The organism is Mesorhizobium tamadayense (assembly GCF_003863365.1).
Classification (GTDB): domain Bacteria; phylum Pseudomonadota; class Alphaproteobacteria; order Rhizobiales; family Rhizobiaceae; genus Mesorhizobium; species Mesorhizobium tamadayense.
In genome coordinates this window covers 84,505-103,812 of sequence record NZ_RQXT01000015.1, presented here as the reverse complement: position 1 = coordinate 103,812, position 19,308 = coordinate 84,505, and the positions used below count along the sequence as shown (strand labels likewise).

Below are 19,308 nucleotides of genomic sequence, written 5' to 3'. Positions count from 1 at the left end.
ACTGGATCAGAACACTCGCAAAAACAGCGGTTTATGGATGCACGCTAGGCTAAGCCTGCGGCGAAGAGTGCTCTCGCGACGGGCTCGAAATATTGCATAGGAACCGCGTTGCCCAGTCTCGTTGTGCTGATGAGCTGACGCGCTAGGACATGATCATCGATAATCTTGATACGTAGCGCCTGCGCCTCACTAAACATGACTGAAGCGGGCTCGCCCTCGGCGCGGCAAACTAAGACGGGCACCCCGGTCTCACCACGAACGTAACGCAGACCGACCAGTATCGCTCCCCCTGTGAAGATCAACGTAGCGCGATGCACGCCAAGCGGAGGCTCGCCAGCCGCCTCGTCGCGGATGCGACGTCGTTCACCCTTCAACTCTGGCGTCCCTTCCTGCTCCTTCGACTCGCGCGTCACTTCGGTCTTGGTCATGCGCACTTCGCGCAGAAATAACGCGCGCTGCAGCAGGAGATCGATCAGTCCGCCGACTACAAGTGCGCCGGCGCCAATCCCGATCAGCAGTTTCGCCTCCGTAAACATGATGCCCAGACAGCCCATGCCACAGACCGGCAGATAGACCATCGTCTTCGACATGCCGAGAAGCGAGAGGGAAAAAGCTGCGCTGAGGACCAATACCTTCAAAAGCGTCTTGCCAACTTCGACGACTGACCGCACAGATGCCAAGCGCTTCAGCCCTTGAAAAGGGTCAATTTTCTCAAGGTTGAACTTCATTGACTCGAGAGAGAAGACAAATCCACCATTGGCTAATAATCCGGCCAAGATCACCGCGGCGACGAGAGTTCCAAGCAGCGGACCAACGGTTGTCAGGGTGAGTTCAATTAGCAGAATCAATGCCTGCCGGACTGCGACATCGAAAGGCAGGTTCTGCAGCTTGTCGGTTAACAGTAGCGCTTCGTGGCATTTGTCCACGATCACGCCCCCTCTTAGCCAAAGGTAACCGAGTCCGGCACAAGTGGCGGCCGCGCGGGTGAAATCGGCGCTACGCGGTATCTGCCCTTTTTTGCGTGCATCGCTTAGCTTCTTTGGGGTGGCGGCATGTGTCTTCTCTTCACTCGTTTCGTTCATTTCAGCAACTTGTCGAACCACTCAAGCGCGCCATTCGCTTGTGCGATCTCCAGTTTCATGCCCTCGACCAGATAGGCAGCGTAGGTGACCATGATAATCGGAAAGGCGATATTCTTGATCGCCGGGGACAGTTGGCTCGACTTGAATTGAGGCGCAAAGCGACGCAGTATCATCATTGATATGTCAATCAGCGCCAGAAAGAACACTACAGGTCCCGAGACCAACAATGTCGTGCGCATAATGTGGTCAAGGAGCCCCAGCAACTCCATTGCTCCTTGTGGGCTCAATGTGGGGTGAAATCGATACAGGGGCCAGATCGAATAGCTGCCATAAAGGGCGCTGATCACAGCCTCCAGACCTCCTGATGCGACAAAGATCGTAATTGCAGTGATCCCGAGAAACACTCCCATAGCGGAAGCCTGACTGTTCGTCGCGGGATCGGCCGGAGCCGACGGGCTGGTGATGCCGCGTTGATTGTCCATAAACTCTCCGGCCGCCTGAAGGCCCCATAGGGGAATGCCGAGAAAAGTGCCAAGTAGCACGCCGACTAAAACCTCCTTCACTCCGAGCAAAGTTAGCTGGATAAAACGTGTTTCAGAAGCCAGGGCCTGTAACCCGTCGCTGGCCTGTGCCAAGCATGGTAGGCCGAGTGCGACGGCTAGGCCGCCGCGGATCAGCCCATCGATCTGAGACCGCGTAAATACAGGAAGAATCAGCATAATTCCTATCGCGCGGGCCGCGCTAAGACCGGCTGCAACGACGAATTCGATAGCGGTATGGATCAGGATTTGGATCTCGGCCGATGACGCATTCATGGCGGCGATTAGTAGCCAAGTGTCATTGCTGGAAACTCGGTAAAGATCTGGTTGGCCAGCTCTATGAGCGGGGCGCTCAGCACAGGGGCAAACAGGCCAATTACCGCCACGACGACCAGAAGCTTCACGGTGAGTGGCAAGCTTTCATCCTGAATCTGCGTTGCCGCCTGGATAATGCCAATGCAAAGGCCAACAATTACCGATGCAATGAGCGGCGGCAGAATCCAGATCATGAAAACCACCAACGATTGGCTCATAAGTGTGACAATACTGGAGTCAGTAATGATCAACCTCCCGGGATCGCGTAACTCAAGACAAGTCCGTGCATCAACCTTGACCAGCCATCAATAGCGACAAACAAAAAGAGCTTGAAAGGGACAGATATAATCGTCGGAGATACCATAGACATGCCCATCGCCATCAAAATGGTCGTTACGATAAGATCTATGACAATAAAGGGAAGATAAAGGAGAAATCCGATTTCGAACGCACGCTTGAGTTCAGAAATTAGAAAAGATGGTACGAGAATGGCGAAATCATCAGGTGTGGCTCGAGCGCGCATTTCCTCTGGCCAGACTTTTTCAGTCGAGGAGAGGAAGAATCGCCGCTGCTCTTCGTTTGTGAACTTCTTGAGATGGTCGCGCAGGGGCTCACTTCCGGCTTTGGCGGCGCTTACCCAGTCATCGATCGTTTGATAATGAAGCTTCGGATCTGTGACCCGATCATAGGTTTGTTCAACAACCGGTGCGCTAACGAACATAGTGAGGATCAATGCCGCGGCGTATAGCACTATGTTAGGTGGTATCGTCTGGGTCCCGAGCGCATTGCGGACGAGGAATAGAACAACTGATATCTTTACGAACGCCGTGGTGGTGGCGACTGCTAAAACCAGCAGACCGAGCCCGGCGGTAACCGCAAGAAGCGCCGGGATTGCCGGCTGAACCTCAGTCATTGCATGCCAATCTGCCACGGAGTCTGACCCCCAGCTCCTCTCCGATGCGCACGATGTCGCCACGCCCGATACACCGTCCATTGGCAAGTATATCGACCGGACCGTCTATCGGCCGCCCAAGTTCGAAAACATGCCCTTCGCCGGCACTCCTCAATTCCCCTAGAGGGATAGGCCAGCGGCCGCATTCAAAGACAAGCTCGATCTCGACATCGTCGAGATCGGCTTCCGCCGGCCCTAATTGCGATCCGGGTTGTGTCATACGTGCATTCTCCAAAGGCCGCGATCGCGGGCGGAAGGGCCCGCGCAGGATTAGATGGTCGCCCTCAACATTTGCCCCAGCCCATAACCGGCCCACAGATAGGGTGATCTGGCCGCGGGCTAGCGGCGATATGTCAGGTAACAGAGCATCACCGTTACATGCTCTTTGAAGAAGCGCCGCAGGAACGCGAAGCGTGCCGATCTCTCCTGCAACTATGACCGGGAACTCTGGGGAAAGCCCACGCGGCAGTCGCGGCAACCGGCCAAGCAGTTCGCCTAACGCACAAAACGCCGACGGCACGATGCCATCGACAGGCGAGAACAGGACCAGACGACCCTCGCCACTGACCGGGCCGAAGACAATATCCAGTTTGAGATAAGGAGCCATTGTTGTGGCTTCACGCACGCGAACGAGGTGCAGTTCCTGCTGGGTCTCATCCTCCAGTCGAGCGATAAGCGGCTCGAGTGCAAGTTCCAGAACGAGCGAAGCAGTTGGCTCGGAAGGGAAAGCAAGGTCACTTTGCACTGTTGAGACGAGTGCCTCCACAAGTGGTCGAGACAGCGACAAGACGACCATTTCAGGTCCCACGCGCCAAATGCAGTCAAGCATCGGAATGGCACAAGTTTTCTGCTGCCAGACAAGCCCGTCCATCCGCACCGATAGCGGCTTGTCGCTGATCCGGCTCTGAAACGGCCTGCGGGAAGCCGCCATATCATTGAGCCACGAGGCGACCACGTGGGACAGTGTTAGCGCTGGTTCGAATATAGCGGGTCTGGCCACAATGGTTACCAACGCGGCTCTAAGCTGCACGAACGCGTCATCCAGAGAACCTGCGCTTATCGGATCTGCTTGCGCGACATGTGGGCGAGCGAAAGCCTCCCATAGCGGAGCAATATCTCATCGTCGGCCTCTATCTCGCCTGCGGTTTCCGAATGAATCTCGATGGCGCGCCGCACGTCATCGTCGATTTGTAGCCATTTCTGCTTTGCCGCCGAACATGTGACCCATAGGTCTCTCGTCTCAGAGGCCGCTATCTCGGCATTTTTTTGAGCGATACGCGCATCATCAAGCATCTGGCGTCTGAAAGTGATCTCAGCCGCAAGCCGCTCCATATAGAGGTGGTGACGGTCGAGCGTTGCGCTAGACAAGCTGTCGAGCCTCATCAGCTCCTGGTAGAGCCCTGCTTCGGCCGTTGCGCAATGTTGCCGTGCCTTTTCAAGCTCCAGGGAAGCCTCCTTGACGGCTAAGGTGGCCATTTGGCGCTGGGCTTCCTTCTTGGACAGCTCTCTATGGGCTCGATGCTCTTGCATTTCCTTCAGGTGCCGTAGCCTCGAAGCCTGAATACCATTCACGCGGTCAGGCGCGACATCCATGCGGCCGTCTCCTCAAAATCCGACACCTCGTCTTCGCTCTGGCGCAAAAACTCTCTCAGGTCGCCAATCGACGCGACAGCCCGGTCAGTTAGGGGATCGCCGCCTTGCTTATATTCGCCGACATTGATCAAAAATTCAGTGTCGGCATAGCGCGAGAGGAGATCTCGGAACAATGATGCTGCGTTGCGATGTGTCGCAGAAACGACGGCATCCATTACGCGGCTGCGACTCTGCAGTACATCGATAGCGGGGAAATGCGACCGCGCCGCGATAGCGCGTGACAGGACGATATGGCCATCGAGAATACCGCGCGATTCCTCGGCGATTGGATCACCTGTACCATCACCTTCGACAAGCACGGTATAGAAGGCGGTGATTGAGCCCCACTCACCCATGCCGGCGCGCTCCAGCAGGCCTGGTAGTGCGCCAAAAACGGAAGGAGGAAAGCCCCGTCGGGTTGGCGGCTCACCCGCAGCAAGGCCTATTTCGCGCATGGCGCGGCAAAAACGTGTCAGCGAGTCTAGCATGAGGGCGACGCATAGCCCCTGTTCGCGAAAATATTCCGCGAGCGCAGTCGCCATAGGTGCACATTGCGCCCGCTCTACTGCCGAGCGGTCGGATGTTTCAACGACAACGACGGTACGGCGAAGGCCCTCCTCCCCAAGATGCCTCTCGATGAATTCACGAACTTCACGTCCACGTTCGCCTATGAGCGCGACTATAACAACGTCGGCGCCGGCACCCTTTACGATCTGCGACAATAACGTCGACTTGCCGCAACCAGGCTCGCCATAAATCCCGATCCGCTGGCCCTCGCCGCACGTCAGGAGACCGTCCAAAACACGAACTCCGAGCGGGAATGGCCGCTCGATAATACGCCGTGTCATCGGATTGGGCGCCCGGCCGCGCAGCGGACGAGTTTCGACGGTTTTGACTTCGCCTTTGCCGTCGAGTGGACGGCAACGGCTGTCGATCACGCGGCCGAGTAAATCGGGACCGACTGGCACTTCACGCATTCGTCCGGTGGCCACGACTTCTGCGCGGCTGGACAGGCCTACCAAGTCACCGATCGGCGTGAGCAATACGCCGTCATCCAACAGACCGATTACCTCGGCTTCGAGCGACAGTCCGGTTCGCGGATCCTGCAGGAGACAAAGTTCCCCAATACGAGTGTCTGGCAAAACAGCATGGACCAGAGTACCAACAGCCCGCGTGATCCGACCGCGCACGACGCGCGTGTCGATTCGCTTTGCCGTAGACCTCAAAGACGAAATTGCCGGATCGGGTGCCGGCATGCCAGCGAGGCTGCTATGCTGTGGTACCGGCTTTGTCACAGTTCGCCTTCTTCAGAAAGTGACCCGAAGCCGAGGCGCAGCGCGCGCATCTGCGCATCAAGTCCCAGGTCGACATTGCCATACTCGCTCCACAGCACACACTGTTGCGGCGACAAGGCCGGATCCGGCTCAATCCGAACCCTCGGCCGGCCTTCCCGCCCGTCGCATCCAGCAAACTCGCGCGCGAGCATATCGACTTGCACGGGACATACATGCAGGCAAACTTCCGCGCCGCTGTACTTGCGCTCAATTGCGTGACGAATAGCCCTCACTAACAGCTCGCCCGGATCGAAAGTACCCAGGAGCTCCGTTAGGATCTCCATAACGAGCTTCGGCAACTCCCGCTCCAGAACCACCTTTCGTCGCGCCACTTCGGAGGCCGCCCCCGCAATCAGCCGGCCCATTTCCTCAGCCCCTGCATTCAATCCCTCGGTATGGCCGCGCGCCCGCTCACGCTGATAAGCGGCGCGTGCCCAAGTGCGAACCCGCTGCTGGTGCCGTTCTGCCGCGGCACAAGCTTCTGCGGCGCTATGCCAGATTTGGAGCTCGCTCGCCGGTATCAGGGGCCCAACTGGGCGCATCTGCGGCGGGATGGGCGCTGCGGAAACATCGGCTGTCATCGCGCCGGGATCTCAAAATGGGCCACCACAAGCGAAAACAACTGGGCTGACGCATTTCCGTGCTCGGGCGCCGGATTCTCGGCAGCGGTCCCGACGGGCAACCGTAGAAACACGCGGTTACGCTCAAGCACCGGCCTGTCATTAAGCCAAGCGCCAAGACAGGCATGTCCATCGTGTTCAATTTGCTGCGCGAGCTTTTCCGGATCCGCGATCAATTTGTTTGCGATCGCATGGGCCACATGTCGGATGCCGAACGCATGCGCCTCAGCGCCGATGAACTCTATAAACACGGTGAGGTCAGACTGCGAAACAAGCTTCCGCAACGAACGGGCATGCCAAATACTCCCGGCGAGGAGAGCAGCCCGACGCGGATCATGTCCGCGCAGAAGATCCGGCTCCCAGCCGCTTCGGTCCGAATCCATATCATTGTCAAGCAGCAATTCTGCCAGTCTTGGCTGGAGCCTGGGACACTCCTGCAACCGCACTAATGTCGCCGCCGATAATGCTGGATCAAGCCGGGCGGCAAGACGAGTCGGATGGGCCGAAGCAGCAAGCTCGCTCCGACACACGGAACGCAATTGGAACGAACCATCAGGTTGGGTGGTTGGTATCGATGTCGCCATTCGGAAATACAGCTACGCCGCGTGCCCGTTGATTTTGTTGCGAGTGGCCCCGATGGCGCGAACATCTGCGCGCCCCTCGAACTTGGGTGGTTCGCCCGATGATTGCCTGCGCCGATGCCTAAGCAAACTGGCCAAGAGATAGCACGCCACAGCGAACACGGCTGCGGCAACACCCATCACGACCGCCAGAAGTGGCGCTGGAAAGGGCCTAGATGCAGTCTGTGGTACCGACCGTTGCTCATCTACAGACCGTTCCACCGGCACCAAAACCACTTCTACCTTTTCATAGGACAAGCCTTCGATGCTGTCGGCGACGAGCATCTTTATCTTCGGCAGCAGAACCGACAGATTTGCTTTGGCGTCGTGCCGGATAAAAACCGAGGCTGAGGACGGCGTGGCGTCCGCTCGCAGCAGGTCGTTATGCGGCAGGACGACATGAACACGTACAGAAAACACGCCATCGATGTCGCTGATCGTGCGCGATAACTCTTCGCTCAGGGCATAAACGTAACGGGCACGCTCTTCGGTCGGCGAGGCAATCAGGCCTGATCCTTGGAATATCTCGCCGAGATTCTTGAAAGACTGGCGCGGCAACCCCTTAGCATTCAGGAGGTTGATTGAGAAGGCGAGCAGCTTGTCGTCGACCTGGATCGTGCTGGTCCCGTCCTTAGCGGCCACCCTGACCGCGTCAACCCCGTTGTCTATCAGAAGCGCCAGCATCTCATTGGCCTCGCGCTCCTGCAATTGCGTGTAGAGATCGACCTTGCAGCCACTCAGCACGAAGAGCAGCGGCAGCACGATAAAAGTTAGCGAACGCCAACCGGACCGGCGACCATTCATGGTATCGCCAAAAGAGCCAATCATGCGCGCGACTCACCCTTCCTTTATTAGCTTGTTCACAGATGAGGTGACGCCGCTGATACCCTTGGAAACAAGAGCGACCTGGGTGACGCCATTGTAAATATCTCGCAGACCAGCAACCATCGTTCCGAAATCTTGCCCGGCTTGCGGAACTCCCGACGTCCCGCTCGCTGCCCCATCTTCGATAGCGCGCTTCTGCGCCGACCCCGTTAGAGCGCCCCTCGTAAGGGCTACCTCCTCGTTAGGCGCGGCAGAAGTAACTGTGTTGTCCGGGAACATCGAAGAAAACATCTGCTGCACCCGGTGGCCCAGGGGGCTCGTCTGCGAAACCGCGCGTTGCACATCCATTGGCGGAGCAACCGGCGCCACCCTCGCTAGCTCCGAAGCGGCATCGTTTTTCATGGAGGGGGCTGCCTGGGCTAGAGCGCGCTCAAACTGGGCCTGCTCGACCAATGACGGTGAGCCGACCCTGGAGAGACTGTCCGTTAGACTGGCAGAGATCGACGTAACCGTCATCATCAACGACTCAATTGCTTTCTCTTTGGCGTGGATGAGTCCAGCCGGTCAATACCTAGCGAGGCGATCTGACGACAAGCTGACGGGACCGTTGGTTTAGTCATTTAAAATAAAAGTCACATTGGCGACTTAGTGGCTTGTGTGAATTTCTGCCTTTGGTTTATCAAGGAGAGATGCCAAGCACCGTCATTCGATCTACTATGCTGCACAGCTTGACGAGACTGGTCTTTGTCGGATTCTTTCTCTCCACCGGAATCCACACAAGTCTCGGCGTCCCGCTGTCGCTCTCCACGACACCCTATAAGTATACGGTTCTAGATCAGGATCTCTCTGCCGCGTTGCAGGAATTCGGCAGCAACCTCAATATCAGGGTCAACATCAGCCCCGACGTGAAGGGGCGGATTCGCGGGCGTATGCCGGATTTGCCACCGCGCGAGTTCCTCGACCGCTTGACCCACCTGTACGATCTCCAATGGTACTATGATGGGCTGGTACTTTACGTGTCTGCTGCAAAAGAAGCGCAAACTCGGATGCTCGTGCTGACCTCGGTTCACTTCGATGCGTTCAAGGAGGCCCTTGATGAGCTTGGCATCTCCGATGAGCGCTATGTCTTGAGGCCCGCGCCGGGAAATGGCCTCGTCATGGCTTCCGGTCCACCGCGTTTCATGGCGCTTGTGGAGCAGACGTTCAACGGCCTGGTGGCTGAGGCGCAGGCGCAGCCTCACGTCGTGGAGATGCCGCCAAGCGAATCGGTGCTGATATTATTTCGGGGCTCATCCACCATGGTCGTCCGCGACGGGCGACCGGAAGCGTCTTACTCCTCTGACGTGCCGCAACAGGACGGTGTTGGCGGGAAGCCTGAGCGCAGCCAGACGCCGTAGCTTCTAGACAAAACATCGCCGCCTCCCGCCGATTGTGAATTCTAAGCATCGCGGCAAGCTCGCTGACATTTACGTCCGCTAGTCTTACACGTGAACTAGGTCGCAAACTCATAAACTGGATTTCGTTTTGTGACGGCTTCTGATTCAAGGCTTCTTTTGGGGGCTTGAATGCGTCGATACGAATTGAGCGACTTCGAGTGGGGTGTGATCCAGCCGCATCTGCCGAACAAGGTTCGCGGTGTGGCGCGGGTTGATGACCGCAAGGTTCTCAACGGCATCCTGTGGCGTTTCCGAACCGGGTCGCCCTGGGCCGATGTGCCGGAACGCTACGGTCCCTACACCACCTGCTACAACCGGTTCGTGCGATGGCGCAAAGCAGGTGTCTGGGATCGGCTGCTGGCGGTGGTTTCCAAGGCTTTCGACGGCGAGATCGTCATGATCGATAGCTCCTGTGTCCGCGTTCACCAGCATGCGGCCACGGCAAAAAAGGGGGCCATGACGATGGTTGCATGGGACGTTCCCGCGGCGGCCTCACGACCAAGATCCACGCGCTCGTCGATGCCGAAGGGCGACCGGTCGATCTCGTCCTGACCGCCGGACAGGCGCATGACGGCAAGCCCGCCATCGCCATGCTCGACGCTCTCCAACCCGATACGATCCTGCTTACCGACCGCGCCTATGACAGCAACGCCATTCGCGAACTGGCAGCGCAACGCGGCGCTTGGGCAAACATCCCGCCGAAGAAAACCCGAACCGGCAGTTTCCCCTTCAGCCAATGGGTCTACAAACAGCGCAACCTCATCGAGCGATACTTCAACAAACTCAAACATTTCAGAGGCATAGCAAACCCGCTACGACCGAGACCCGCTCAACTTCCTTGCCGCAGTCAAACTCGCTTCAGTCCGCATCTGGTTGAAAAGTTATGAGTCTGCGGCCTAGCACTACTTTGGCAGTTTTTTAGTCTTGGGAGCGTTTTGAGGATTCCCAAGAGCGGTTTTGCGTGATTCATGAGAGGTCGGCTGTTGGAGGGGCCGGCCATGAACAGGGATTGGCAAGTCGATCTGGAGCGGTGGCTTGAGCCGTTCGTCTCGGCGTTGAGGCACAAGACGCGTGCGCGGATGTGTCCGGCCTATATTACTGGGCTGATTGGTCTTGGGGATCGCAAGAGCGTCCAACCGATGGCGGCGCGGGCCGCAGGCGTCAACTATGACCAGCTGCACCACTTCATCGCGAGCGGCGTATGGGATGCTGCGCCGTTGGAAGCGGCTCTGCTTACCGAGGCCGACAGACAAGTTGGCGGGAACGATGCCTGGCTGATCGTCGACGACACCGCGCTGCCCAAGAAGGGACGCCACTCGGTCGGCGTCGCGCCGCAATATGCCTCGGCGCTTGGCAAGAACGCCAACTGCCAAACACTAGTGTCGCTGACGCTGGCCTCGGACGAAGTGCCGGTCATGGTGGGGCTGCGGCTGTTTCTGCCCGAGAGCTGGACCTCCGCTCCCGCCCGGCTCGCTCGTGCCGGTGTACCCGATGACCATCGCGCCTACAGGACCAAGCCCGAGATCGCGCTGGCCGAGATCGACCGAGTTCGCGCGGCCGGCGTGCGCTTCAGTTGCGTCCTTGCCGATGCTGGATATGGCTTGAGCGCCCCCTTCCGGCAGGCACTCACCGAGCGCGGCCTGATCTGGGCCGTCGGCATCCCGTTCAAGCAGAAGGTCTATCCCGCCGATGTGGCGATGATCTTCCCCGTTGCCGGACGCGGCCGCCCGCGCCAGCGGCATATTCCCGATGTGAAGTCGATGACCGCGCAGGCGATGCTGGAGAAGGCCCAATGGCGGACGGTCAGTTGGCGGCGTGGCACCAAAGGCCGCCTCTCGGCGCGCTTCGCCGCTGTCCGTGTCCGAGTTGCTGATGGCCCACCTCAACGCATCCGCGACATGGGCGCTCAGCATCTGCCCGGCGAGGAGGTCTGGGTGATCGGCGAGCACCGCTCGACCGGCGAGCGCAAATACTACCTCTCCAACTTGCCCGCCGACACCCCGCTCAAGCAGATCGCAGGCGCCATCAAGGCGCGCTGGGTCTGCGAACAGGCGCATCAGCAACTCAAGGAAGAACTCGGCCTCGACCACTTCGAGGGGCGCTCATGGATAGGCCTGCACCGACACGCGCTGATGACGATGATCGCTTACGCCTTCCTGCAATCTCGCCGCCTCAAACAAGTGGAGGGGGGAAAAAAGAATCCTTGGCCCGCCGCCCCAACCGAGCCTACCCGCCGTCAGGCAAGCCATCCTCACCGCGCTCGCGCAGCCGCCCCCAATCCGTTGTCCCCACTGCCGCAGAATCCTCTCCGCTAAAAATCTGCCAAAGTAGTGCTAGCCTAGAGCAAATCCAGCGATCGATGAATCGATTGTGATGTGACACAGGCCTGCTCGACTGATTCAACGTCCACTTTGATGAGTTGGATGATGGCAAGGGCACTGAGCGAGGATCTTCGGTCGCGGGTCTTGAAGGCTTCGGACGAGGGCATGTCGGCGCGGCAAGCGGCGGCGCGGTTCGGCGTGGGAGTGTCCAGCGCGATCCGCTGGATTGCGCGAGCCAAGCTCGGCGAGCGGACGCCTCGGCCCCAGAGTTGGCGGCGAGGTTCAAGCCTCGATGCGCATGAAGCCTTCATCGTCGGGCTCCTCGCACATTCAACACATGCAAAAGGCGCTGACGCAAATGAATCTGCAGCTCCACCACGTGGTAACAGACATCACCGGCGCGACAGGCATGGCCATCATCCGTGCGATTGTGGCCGGGGAGCGCGACCCGGCGATGCTGGCGACCCATCGCGACCCACGCTGCCGTGCGTCGTGGAAACGATCCGTCAGGCGCTCGTCGGCAATGATCGCGAAGAGTACATCTTTGCCCTGACCCAGGCGCTGGAGTTGTACGACGTCTACCAAGCTAAAGTGGCGCTCTGTGACGTGCGCATCGAGGCCGTCTTGAAACGGTTGCGGAAGGCCTCGTCCGGCCCTGTAGGCAAACTGCCGCCCGTACGGACATCGCAGAAGCAATCCAATAGCCCAGCCTTCGATGTTCGCGCCGCACTGCAAGCATTGCTCGGCTGCGACGTCACCCAGATTCATGGGCTCGGGCCTTATCTGGCGCTCAAATTGATCGGAGAATGCGGGACCGATCTCTCGGCCTGGCCTGATGCCAAGCACTTCACCTCCTGGCTATGCCTCTCACCAAGCAACAAAATCTCCGGCGGCAAGGTGTTGTCCTCACGAACCCGACGATCTGGCAGCCGGGCCGTGCGCTTGCAGAACAGGCCTGGGTGCTGTGCTTCGACGAGTTCTCGGTCACCGACATCGCCGATGCGCGGCGCTACTGCTGCTTGCCGCGGTTGCGGTCGGGCGCACAGAAACCGCGTTGGGGGCATTCTATCGGCGTTTGTCCGCGCGTGTTGGCAAGGCCAAAGCGGTCACCGCCACCGCCCGCAAAATTGCTGTTCTGTTCTACAATACGCTGCGTCACGGCATGGAATACAGCGATCCAGGAGCCTCCTATTACCAGGAGCGTTACCGCCGACGCGTCCTCACCAATCTCGAACGAAGAGCAAAGTCGCTTGGCTATACCCTACAGGCCGCACCAATGCCCGCCTGAGTGTTTCTTAGGAATGCCGGGAAATTGAGCGCTTACAATTCGTCTGAAACTCGTCAGTTTCTCGAAAGCTAAGCCGCTCATGATGAGAACCGGCAGCCCCAAACGATGTCGCCTGCCATTGTGCTGGAATTGAACCTTGGGGCTAGCAAGAAGCGGAGCAATCAAAAGCACGGCCAGGGGCATTGGTGACCCGGCCGACGCTCGGAGTTGTCACCGTTCGTGAACACATTGGCCTCACATGAGGCCCTTGTGGGGATTTCAACGTCACGCCTGAGGATGCACAATGTCGGCCAGCAATCTTTCACCATCCTGCAGCTCAAATCCCGCACAGCCCGTGCAGGTCTGGGTGGGCCAGAAACCGCGTGCGCAAATGTCCACGCAGGCTCAGCAAAGCGCATCATTATTCGACGCGATGCTATCCGCTTCCTCGATGCAAGACGAGACCGAACCTTCGGCGCTGGGGGGCCGGCTCGCGCCGGATCTCGAGTCGACAATGGACGATTTGCGGCAGCACCCACTAGACCTGCTGCCACCGCATATGAAGGCGGCAATCGAATCGATGAGTCAAGACCCGCAGCCCACTGCGGAGGACTTGCAGCCCCCGGCGGTCGAGTCCCCTTCCGTCGCGCCGGCTCCGGTGGCAAGTTCGAGAATCACGTGGAACGGCGGCTCGCTGACCGACAGTGAGTTGCAGATTGTGGCAGTGCTGAACCGTCACAAGGACCAATGCCCACTCAGCTGGGAGACGCTGGGGGACAAAGCCAATGATCCCGCTACGCCGCCGGATCTGAAGGCAGCAATCCTGGGGCTGCAGCAGGATCCAGAACTCTTTTTTGCGATCGGCTCCCAGGGCGATGGCCACTGTCGCGGCAAGATCAAGGCGAAGGATCTGTCCGGATTCTCTGGCCATCACTCGCAAGTGGCCGCATTTCAGGATCGACAGGCGCAAAGCTACGAAAAGAACTACATCCCATCCGACAGCGCTGGAAATCCACAGCCGTCGGTCATGACCTCGAACGATGCATTGCGCGAGCTTTACCGATTCTCCGAAAACCTGCCCAAGAACTTGAGTCTGGCTGATTTCAAGCAAATCGTCGACGGCAATGCGAAAACTGGCAAATGCCCGCCCCAGGTCATTGCTGCGGCTCAGTACTTCGTCAATCACCCGGACGCCTGGAAGCAGTTGTACGGTGGTACGATAGACAAGGTCCACAAAGAGGATTTCCTGCAAGTTGCTTCATCGTCGATGAGTCTCACGCGAAACGAGCTGAATACGCTCAAGACGGTTAACAGCCATCAGGACGCCTTCTTTGGGAGCGGTGACCTGACTCGTGACAAGCTGGCGAGCATGGCTGACGACAAGAGCCTCGATCCGAAGGTGCGGCAAGCGGCGTCGCAACTCCTCTCAGATCCTCTGTTGTTCGGTCTGCTAAACAATTCGATTACCGGCTATAAGACCAAACATGGGTTCTTCGACTTCGGCGGCGGACATACGGTCGATTCCGGTAACGTCAGCAAAAAAGATTTTGCCCGCTTCTACACCAACATGTCGTCTGCGAATCGCACCGTTCAGCAGTCAAAGACCCATGCGCCCGAAACCCAGGCACAGCAGGACGCCGTTGCGGATATGATGATGGGCCGGGCGGACCAGCCTGACATCAAGTCACCCAAAAAGAACGGCGGAGCCTTCATGCACGCAGCCGACGACGTGCTCAAAATGGGCTCTAAGGTGCTTGACTGGGCTGCAACGGCGGTGGGCGTGCTCAGCTTCATTCCAGGCCTGGGCGAAATAGCCGACCTCGCATCCATGGGCCTTGAGTGGGAGTCTCAAGTGGCAAATGTGTTACACACAGCCATCAGTGGAGGCAATATGAAACAGGCGCTGGAAGAAGCTGGCCTCAATCTCGCGGCGCAGGCGATCGGCCTTGTCTCGGGCCCCGAGGTCAAACTGGCAATTCGCAACGGGCTCATCAAGAAGGCGATGGAAGAGGCCGTCTCGGCCGGTGTTAGTCTGCCGCTTTCCATGGCGCAAACCTATGCAGACGATTATTTGAGCAACCTGCAAGCACGCCTAGAAGCCGACCCTGTGCAGGCCGCCGGACTTCCCAGCCAGACCGGCACAACGCCATTATCACAGAACGTTGCCTGACGATAGCTTCCTCGGCGCGTCCCATTTTATCAATCAAGCAAGCTTTGCACTCAACTGATCGGCGCGCCTGGGAGATCGAGATATCGTGATTGATCTAACCTAGCAGGTCCGGCTCGATCCGGTTCCTGCGTCCTAGAAGCGGTTTTCAGCCTTGCCCGGTGAAAAGGCGAGACCAGCTCGCCAAAGCAATCCCACAGAGGGAAGTTCTGCGCGCCAAAGCAGAGCGAACCATAAAGACCGTTGCAATCCGGGTTTTTAAAGGCACTCTCGATTGCGGCAGAAGTTGAGTGGCGCGCCAATGCAGCCCAGCTTTAAGATCGGGATGAGGACTTGCTCGATATAGCCGAGGTACTGTTACGGCCCACCGTGGACGCACAGCGCGGTCATGCCGATGAGGCGCAGCGACCGGTCAAGGTAGTAGCCTCCCATAGGGCACCGCCGGCCTACAAAACTCGACGTGCGGAGCGCGACCAGGCGGCTGCGCCTCTTGGTCAACACAACCCGGCCTCGAGGTCGTCTCGCCATTGAGCCAAATCGGGGGAGGGCGCTTCAGGACACGCGAGCCCTTCATGTTCTGCCAACGAAGATCGCCGCTGAGTACTCTTGCCATCGTCCCCTCTCCAAAAGAGTGAATTGGGCGCGATCCATCCTGACTCCGGCCACACCTTCGGTATGACAGTGACAGCTGTCTTCAAACAAAGTCGCGAGCCAACCGCCCACTCAAAAGTGTGCCGCAGTGAGGTGGGGCGGCCTGTCAGCCCGCCTGGGTCATCGAAGGTCAATGACTCGATAAGGTTACGATGTAGGCGCCGTAGGCGCCTTACCGAAACGATGGTGCATTGACAGTGTCGCGCACCGCCAAATCCAATGGATTCGCGACGTCACGTGCCGGAGCAGGTGCCGGAGTCTACCGAGCGACGTCAGTCACCTTACCCGTCGCGAATGTCCTGTATGTGGCAACTGGTATGGCCGCATGCTCACCATCACTTAGCTTGACAGCCTTGTTGTCGAGCAAATCGCGCGGATCGTTGACCATTACAGCTAGGTTACGTCGTGTCGAACAGCCAAGCGGCCGTTCGAAGGATTTGTCACTGAGTAAAGGACCGGAATACGATGGACAGGCAGGTGGGCGGGCATGATACACAATCGCTTCTACTTCGAGTGCGCCGCCATCGTGTTGGTCGAGCAATTGGATGTTGTACGTGTCAATACCCAGCTGTCTGGCTTGATGCACCACCTCTGCGCTGAGCCGGGACGAGCCCCAGATAAGGAGGTGAAGGGCATCGCGCCGGCCGCGACTGGTCCTCTCAAGGAACACACGCAAACGCTGCCGTTCGGAAGCGCGAAGGTTCTTTATCACCAGCACTGTGGTCTTCTGCTCAATAACGATCGGTGTCGATGGCTCGACGTAGACCGGCGCGGTGCTTGTGCAGCCACTTGCGCTCGCGGTGAGACCGATCAGGAGAAATATGATCCGCAAAGTCATTCGGCGACCGCTATTCGATAATGAAGCCGAGACCGCCCTCGGCGCCTGGCGCGCCGGCGCGGACAGGAGTTCGGTCTCTAGGCGGACTTGCCAATGAATTCATCCGAGTGGCGGCCCCGTCCAAAGGCGGCGCCATCCGGTCCGTGGGCGCGCTCATCTGGTTGGGGGTCGAACCTGGCCTTACGATGTAAGGCGTAACCAAAATAACCAGTTCTGACTCTTCCTTTTGAAACGACGACGAACGGAACAGGGCGCCAAGGATCGGTATTTCGCCGAGCCAGGGAAAAGTACTGATATCGTTGTTGGTGTTACGCCTGATCAGACCGCCGATTGCAAAGCTCTGCCCGCTGGCGAGTTCGACGACTGTGTCGGCACGGCGAGTGGCAATTGCCGGCACGGTGATACCGTTGATTTGAACGGCCCCTTGCGACGATAGTTCACTGACCTCTGGCTTTACATGAATATTAATTTGGTTGTTGCTTAGAACGGTAGGCACGAATTCCAGGCTGACGCCGAACTTGCGGAACTCGACCGAGACCTGGTTATTATTCTGCGCGACAGGAATGGGAAATTCACCGCCGGCCAGGAAGCTGGCGGTTTCACCCGACATAGCGGTGAGGTTCGGCTCAGCCAAGACGGAAGCAATGTGCTCCTTGGCGAGCGCGTCGAGAACCGCGCCGACGTTGACAGCACCGTTGTCGAATCCGATTTCTGCTGTACCGCCACCATTCGCCGCACCGGAGCCAGAATCTCTGCCGCTCAACAAGCCCACTTTGAAATTACCGATTTGACCGAAGGCGGACAGGTTAATACCCAGTGATTTCATGGCGCTACGAGAGACCTCTGCTACGCGCACGCTCAGATTAACCTGCAAGGATCCAGCGACCTTGATGTTATTGACGACCTGCCCACCGTCACCGAGAAATTGCTCAGTGACTCTTTTCGCAGTGTCGACGACCTCTGCATTGGGAGCTGTACCGCTAAGAATTGCGCCGCGCGGCGTATAGCTGACGTGGATCGGGTAGTCGCCGACTTGATCCCTCAACATGGCGCGCAGGTCCCCGATCGGTTGCGTGACGACAATACGCAGCTCGGCAAGAGCCTCGCCTTTTTCGTCCAGAGCGAATAGGCTGGTCCGCCCAGATTTCTTGCCGAAGACGAAGATGGTTTTGTTTGAGGGTGCTTGATAATCTGCGATCGTCGGGTCGGCAACAAAGATGGTCGCGGCTGGCGCGGGCAAATGAACTGTCTTGCCGAGTGAAGAGGAAAGGTTCAGCGTGGCGTTGATGCTATTGGAAGCGGCGCGGGGCGCCCCCGCATCCAGCTTGTTCTGGGCAGCGGCAGAAAGTGGAGATAACATAATGAGCGCGCAGAGGAGATGGCCCAAATAAGGAGAAACGGCAGGTCTCGGACGGTCTATGATGACAGGCTGGTGATAGGCGCCAGGATGACGACTTGGAACGATTTTCACGGCAGTCTTTTCTTTCAAATTCGACTAACTATGCGGATACCGAGTCGGTCAATTCAAGGATGTAACCAATGCCGCGCACGGTCTTGATTTGTGGCGTTGCATTTGACCTGCACAAATGTCCTCGTAAGCGATAGATTCCGACTTCAAGAGCGTTGGCAGATACTTCGTCGTTGAATGAGTAGAGGTGATCTTCCAACTGAGCACGAGGCACGATGCGACCTGCACGGTTAAGCAGATGCTCTAGAATACATATTTCGCGGCGTGCAATCCTCAGCGGATGACCAGCAACCGAAACCTGTCGGCTGATCGGATCGAAGTGGAGATTGCCAAATACTATGTTGGGGTCGGTCTTCTGCGTCGACCGGCGCAGAACGGCTCTCATTCTGGCGATAAGCTCATCGCTAGACACTGGCTTGAGCAGAAAATCGTCCCCGCCACCGTTGAAAACTGCGATTCGCTTTTCAAGATCGTTGAGGCTACTCATAATAACGGCAGGAACTGAATGCCCGTCGCTCCTTAACTGCCTCAGCCAGTCCAAGCCGTCGCCATCTGGCAGAGACAACTCCAACAGGAGAATTTCATAGCTCGCGCAACAAAATGCAATGGACGCCTCTTCCAGGGTATCAACTACATCAACGGCGAATCCGCTATCCCCGAGCGCAACTCGCACCGCCCGTGTAAGATCCACATGATGATCAACGAACAGCGTTCGCATTTCATACCCTATCAAGGCTGGATACAATCCATCCGTCGGAGACCCGGCGACGGCGGCAGTCGCGCAACTCGTCGCGTATCTGCAAGCGCTTTGTCGTGTAGGACCATGCAAGCCGCACGCCCACAACAGTGGGGGATAGGATCATGTGAAGACCTTCAACGGAGCGAAACTGTCGGTCGGTCAACGAACTTGCCACCAACCCAGCCTGCGATTTCTCTGCGCATCGATCCTCCTACCTGCAGCCCGCTACATTCTAGGCCAGCGCCATCACCAAGAGCCCCAACATTCCACGACTTAGGATGGCGAAGCTTTCGAAAAGCTGACGAATTGATCAATTGTTTGGATAGGAATGCATCCACCAGATGGATGCGTCCCCCCTACTTCAGGTTGAGTCACTAGCGTTGCCTATCGGCCGGCATGAGGTGTCGCACGAAGGGAGGACCGCCACCCACCTCTTCTATCGCGACGCCGCGATTGTTATGTTTCGACAAAACACGCGGCTTGGCTAACAATTAGGAGATGG

General features: G+C 58.0%; 18 protein-coding genes and 4 pseudogenes. 8 read left to right on the top strand and 14 right to left on the bottom strand.

Going from position 1 to position 19,308, the window contains the following annotated elements; translation table 11 throughout:
• Nucleotides 1-44: 44 nt before the first annotated feature.
• The 11 genes from EH240_RS14745 to EH240_RS14695 all read right to left on the bottom strand — a co-directional run bounded on the left by EH240_RS14745 (nt 45) and on the right by EH240_RS14695 (nt 8,435).
• Entirely contained in the window at nt 45-1,082 is a 1,038-nt protein-coding gene (locus tag EH240_RS14745; RefSeq protein WP_124999346.1) for an EscU/YscU/HrcU family type III secretion system export apparatus switch protein, read from the bottom strand.
• Complete coding sequence (gene sctT / locus EH240_RS14740; protein ID WP_124999344.1) at nt 1,079-1,897, bottom strand: type III secretion system export apparatus subunit SctT; 819 nt, start codon at nt 1,895-1,897, stop codon at nt 1,079-1,081. The genes EH240_RS14745 and sctT overlap by 4 nt, the downstream gene beginning before the upstream one ends.
• An 8-nt stretch (nt 1,898-1,905) precedes the next feature.
• Entirely contained in the window at nt 1,906-2,154 is a 249-nt protein-coding gene (locus tag EH240_RS14735; protein WP_206075270.1) for an EscS/YscS/HrcS family type III secretion system export apparatus protein, read from the bottom strand.
• Nucleotides 2,155-2,183: 29 nt separating this feature from the next.
• Nucleotides 2,184-2,849, bottom strand: a complete 666-nt coding sequence (gene sctR, locus EH240_RS14730; protein ID WP_124999342.1) for a type III secretion system export apparatus subunit SctR — start codon at nt 2,847-2,849, stop codon at nt 2,184-2,186.
• On the bottom strand, nt 2,842-3,819 hold the full coding sequence (sctQ, locus tag EH240_RS14725) for a type III secretion system cytoplasmic ring protein SctQ (protein ID WP_167484026.1): 978 nt from the start codon (nt 3,817-3,819) through the stop codon (nt 2,842-2,844). The genes sctR and sctQ overlap by 8 nt, the downstream gene beginning before the upstream one ends.
• A 125-nt stretch (nt 3,820-3,944) precedes the next feature.
• Nucleotides 3,945-4,481 (bottom strand): hypothetical protein, encoded by a 537-nt coding sequence (locus EH240_RS14720; protein ID WP_124999338.1) that lies wholly within the window; start codon nt 4,479-4,481, stop codon nt 3,945-3,947.
• A complete protein-coding gene (gene sctN, locus EH240_RS14715) occupies nt 4,457-5,776 on the bottom strand; it encodes a type III secretion system ATPase SctN (RefSeq protein WP_167484025.1) in 1,320 nt (439 codons plus the stop codon). The genes EH240_RS14720 and sctN overlap by 25 nt, the downstream gene beginning before the upstream one ends.
• 35 nt (nt 5,777-5,811) lie before the next feature.
• On the bottom strand, nt 5,812-6,435 hold the full coding sequence (gene sctL, locus EH240_RS14710; RefSeq protein WP_124999334.1) for a type III secretion system stator protein SctL: 624 nt from the start codon (nt 6,433-6,435) through the stop codon (nt 5,812-5,814).
• Nucleotides 6,432-6,875, bottom strand: a complete 444-nt coding sequence (locus EH240_RS14705) for a nodulation protein NolU (protein WP_342634085.1) — start codon at nt 6,873-6,875, stop codon at nt 6,432-6,434. The genes sctL and EH240_RS14705 overlap by 4 nt, the downstream gene beginning before the upstream one ends.
• A 195-nt stretch (nt 6,876-7,070) precedes the next feature.
• Nucleotides 7,071-7,922, bottom strand: a complete 852-nt coding sequence (gene sctJ, locus EH240_RS14700) for a type III secretion system inner membrane ring lipoprotein SctJ (protein ID WP_124999330.1) — start codon at nt 7,920-7,922, stop codon at nt 7,071-7,073.
• A gap of 9 nt (nt 7,923-7,931) precedes the next feature.
• Nucleotides 7,932-8,435: a nodulation protein NolB gene (locus EH240_RS14695; RefSeq protein ID WP_281035120.1), complete on the bottom strand. Its 504-nt coding sequence runs from the start codon at nt 8,433-8,435 to the stop codon at nt 7,932-7,934.
• 173 nt (nt 8,436-8,608) lie between these two features.
• On the opposite strand from EH240_RS14695, the gene EH240_RS14690 reads away from it, so the two are divergent.
• From EH240_RS14690 to EH240_RS14660, 8 genes and pseudogenes are all read left to right on the top strand, one after another.
• Nucleotides 8,609-9,316, top strand: coding sequence for a secretin N-terminal domain-containing protein (locus EH240_RS14690; RefSeq protein ID WP_124999326.1), 708 nt, complete (start codon nt 8,609-8,611; stop codon nt 9,314-9,316).
• 168 nt (nt 9,317-9,484) lie between these two features.
• Nucleotides 9,485-10,255, top strand: a pseudogene (locus EH240_RS14685) (IS5 family transposase).
• A gap of 61 nt (nt 10,256-10,316) precedes the next feature.
• Nucleotides 10,317-11,670, top strand: a pseudogene (locus EH240_RS14680) (IS701 family transposase).
• 111 nt (nt 11,671-11,781) lie between these two features.
• Nucleotides 11,782-12,000: pseudogene (locus EH240_RS14675) on the top strand (helix-turn-helix domain-containing protein); the annotation flags it as partial.
• A complete protein-coding gene (locus tag EH240_RS38490; protein ID WP_124999324.1) occupies nt 11,969-12,229 on the top strand; it encodes a hypothetical protein in 261 nt (86 codons plus the stop codon). The pseudogene EH240_RS14675 and the gene EH240_RS38490, both read left to right, overlap by 32 nt.
• Nucleotides 12,169-12,558: pseudogene (locus EH240_RS38950) on the top strand (transposase); the annotation flags it as partial. The gene EH240_RS38490 and the pseudogene EH240_RS38950, both read left to right, overlap by 61 nt.
• Before the next feature lie 172 nt (nt 12,559-12,730).
• A complete protein-coding gene (locus EH240_RS38480; protein ID WP_206075271.1) occupies nt 12,731-12,964 on the top strand; it encodes a hypothetical protein in 234 nt (77 codons plus the stop codon).
• 283 nt (nt 12,965-13,247) lie between these two features.
• On the top strand, nt 13,248-15,113 hold the full coding sequence (locus EH240_RS14660) for an HrpF/NolX family T3SS translocon protein (RefSeq protein ID WP_124999322.1): 1,866 nt from the start codon (nt 13,248-13,250) through the stop codon (nt 15,111-15,113).
• 907 nt (nt 15,114-16,020) lie between these two features.
• Here EH240_RS14660 and EH240_RS14655 read toward each other — a convergent pair.
• Genes EH240_RS14655 through EH240_RS14645 form a run of 3 tightly spaced genes read right to left on the bottom strand, consistent with a single transcriptional unit; the run spans nt 16,021 to nt 18,785 of the window.
• A complete protein-coding gene (locus EH240_RS14655) occupies nt 16,021-16,599 on the bottom strand; it encodes a CpaD family pilus assembly lipoprotein (RefSeq protein WP_124999320.1) in 579 nt (192 codons plus the stop codon).
• Nucleotides 16,600-16,609: 10 nt separating this feature from the next.
• Nucleotides 16,610-18,070, bottom strand: coding sequence for a type II and III secretion system protein family protein (locus EH240_RS14650; protein ID WP_425374801.1), 1,461 nt, complete (start codon nt 18,068-18,070; stop codon nt 16,610-16,612).
• A 28-nt stretch (nt 18,071-18,098) separates the two neighbouring features.
• On the bottom strand, nt 18,099-18,785 hold the full coding sequence (locus EH240_RS14645) for a response regulator (RefSeq protein WP_124999318.1): 687 nt from the start codon (nt 18,783-18,785) through the stop codon (nt 18,099-18,101).
• Between the last annotated feature and the right edge of the window lie 523 nt (nt 18,786-19,308).

What these genes read in the sequence shown, in the direction of transcription:
- EH240_RS14745 (WP_124999346.1), bottom strand. Translation starts at nt 1,082, where the DNA reads ATGAACGAAACGAGTGAAGAGAAGACACATGCCGCCACCCCAAAGAAG.
- sctT (WP_124999344.1), bottom strand. Translation starts at nt 1,897, where the DNA reads ATGAATGCGTCATCGGCCGAGATCCAAATCCTGATCCATACCGCTATC.
- EH240_RS14735 (WP_206075270.1), bottom strand. Translation starts at nt 2,154, where the DNA reads ATGAGCCAATCGTTGGTGGTTTTCATGATCTGGATTCTGCCGCCGCTC.
- sctR (WP_124999342.1), bottom strand. Translation starts at nt 2,849, where the DNA reads ATGACTGAGGTTCAGCCGGCAATCCCGGCGCTTCTTGCGGTTACCGCC.
- sctQ (WP_167484026.1), bottom strand. Translation starts at nt 3,819, where the DNA reads ATGGCGGCTTCCCGCAGGCCGTTTCAGAGCCGGATCAGCGACAAGCCG.
- EH240_RS14720 (WP_124999338.1), bottom strand. Translation starts at nt 4,481, where the DNA reads ATGGATGTCGCGCCTGACCGCGTGAATGGTATTCAGGCTTCGAGGCTA.
- sctN (WP_167484025.1), bottom strand. Translation starts at nt 5,776, where the DNA reads ATGCCGGCACCCGATCCGGCAATTTCGTCTTTGAGGTCTACGGCAAAG.
- sctL (WP_124999334.1), bottom strand. Translation starts at nt 6,435, where the DNA reads ATGACAGCCGATGTTTCCGCAGCGCCCATCCCGCCGCAGATGCGCCCA.
- sctJ (WP_124999330.1), bottom strand. Translation starts at nt 7,922, where the DNA reads ATGATTGGCTCTTTTGGCGATACCATGAATGGTCGCCGGTCCGGTTGG.
- EH240_RS14695 (WP_281035120.1), bottom strand. Translation starts at nt 8,435, where the DNA reads ATGACGGTTACGTCGATCTCTGCCAGTCTAACGGACAGTCTCTCCAGG.
- EH240_RS14690 (WP_124999326.1), top strand. Translation starts at nt 8,609, where the DNA reads ATGCCAAGCACCGTCATTCGATCTACTATGCTGCACAGCTTGACGAGA.
- EH240_RS38490 (WP_124999324.1), top strand. Translation starts at nt 11,969, where the DNA reads ATGCGCATGAAGCCTTCATCGTCGGGCTCCTCGCACATTCAACACATG.
- EH240_RS14660 (WP_124999322.1), top strand. Translation starts at nt 13,248, where the DNA reads ATGTCGGCCAGCAATCTTTCACCATCCTGCAGCTCAAATCCCGCACAG.
- EH240_RS14655 (WP_124999320.1), bottom strand. Translation starts at nt 16,599, where the DNA reads ATGACTTTGCGGATCATATTTCTCCTGATCGGTCTCACCGCGAGCGCA.
- EH240_RS14645 (WP_124999318.1), bottom strand. Translation starts at nt 18,785, where the DNA reads ATGCGAACGCTGTTCGTTGATCATCATGTGGATCTTACACGGGCGGTG.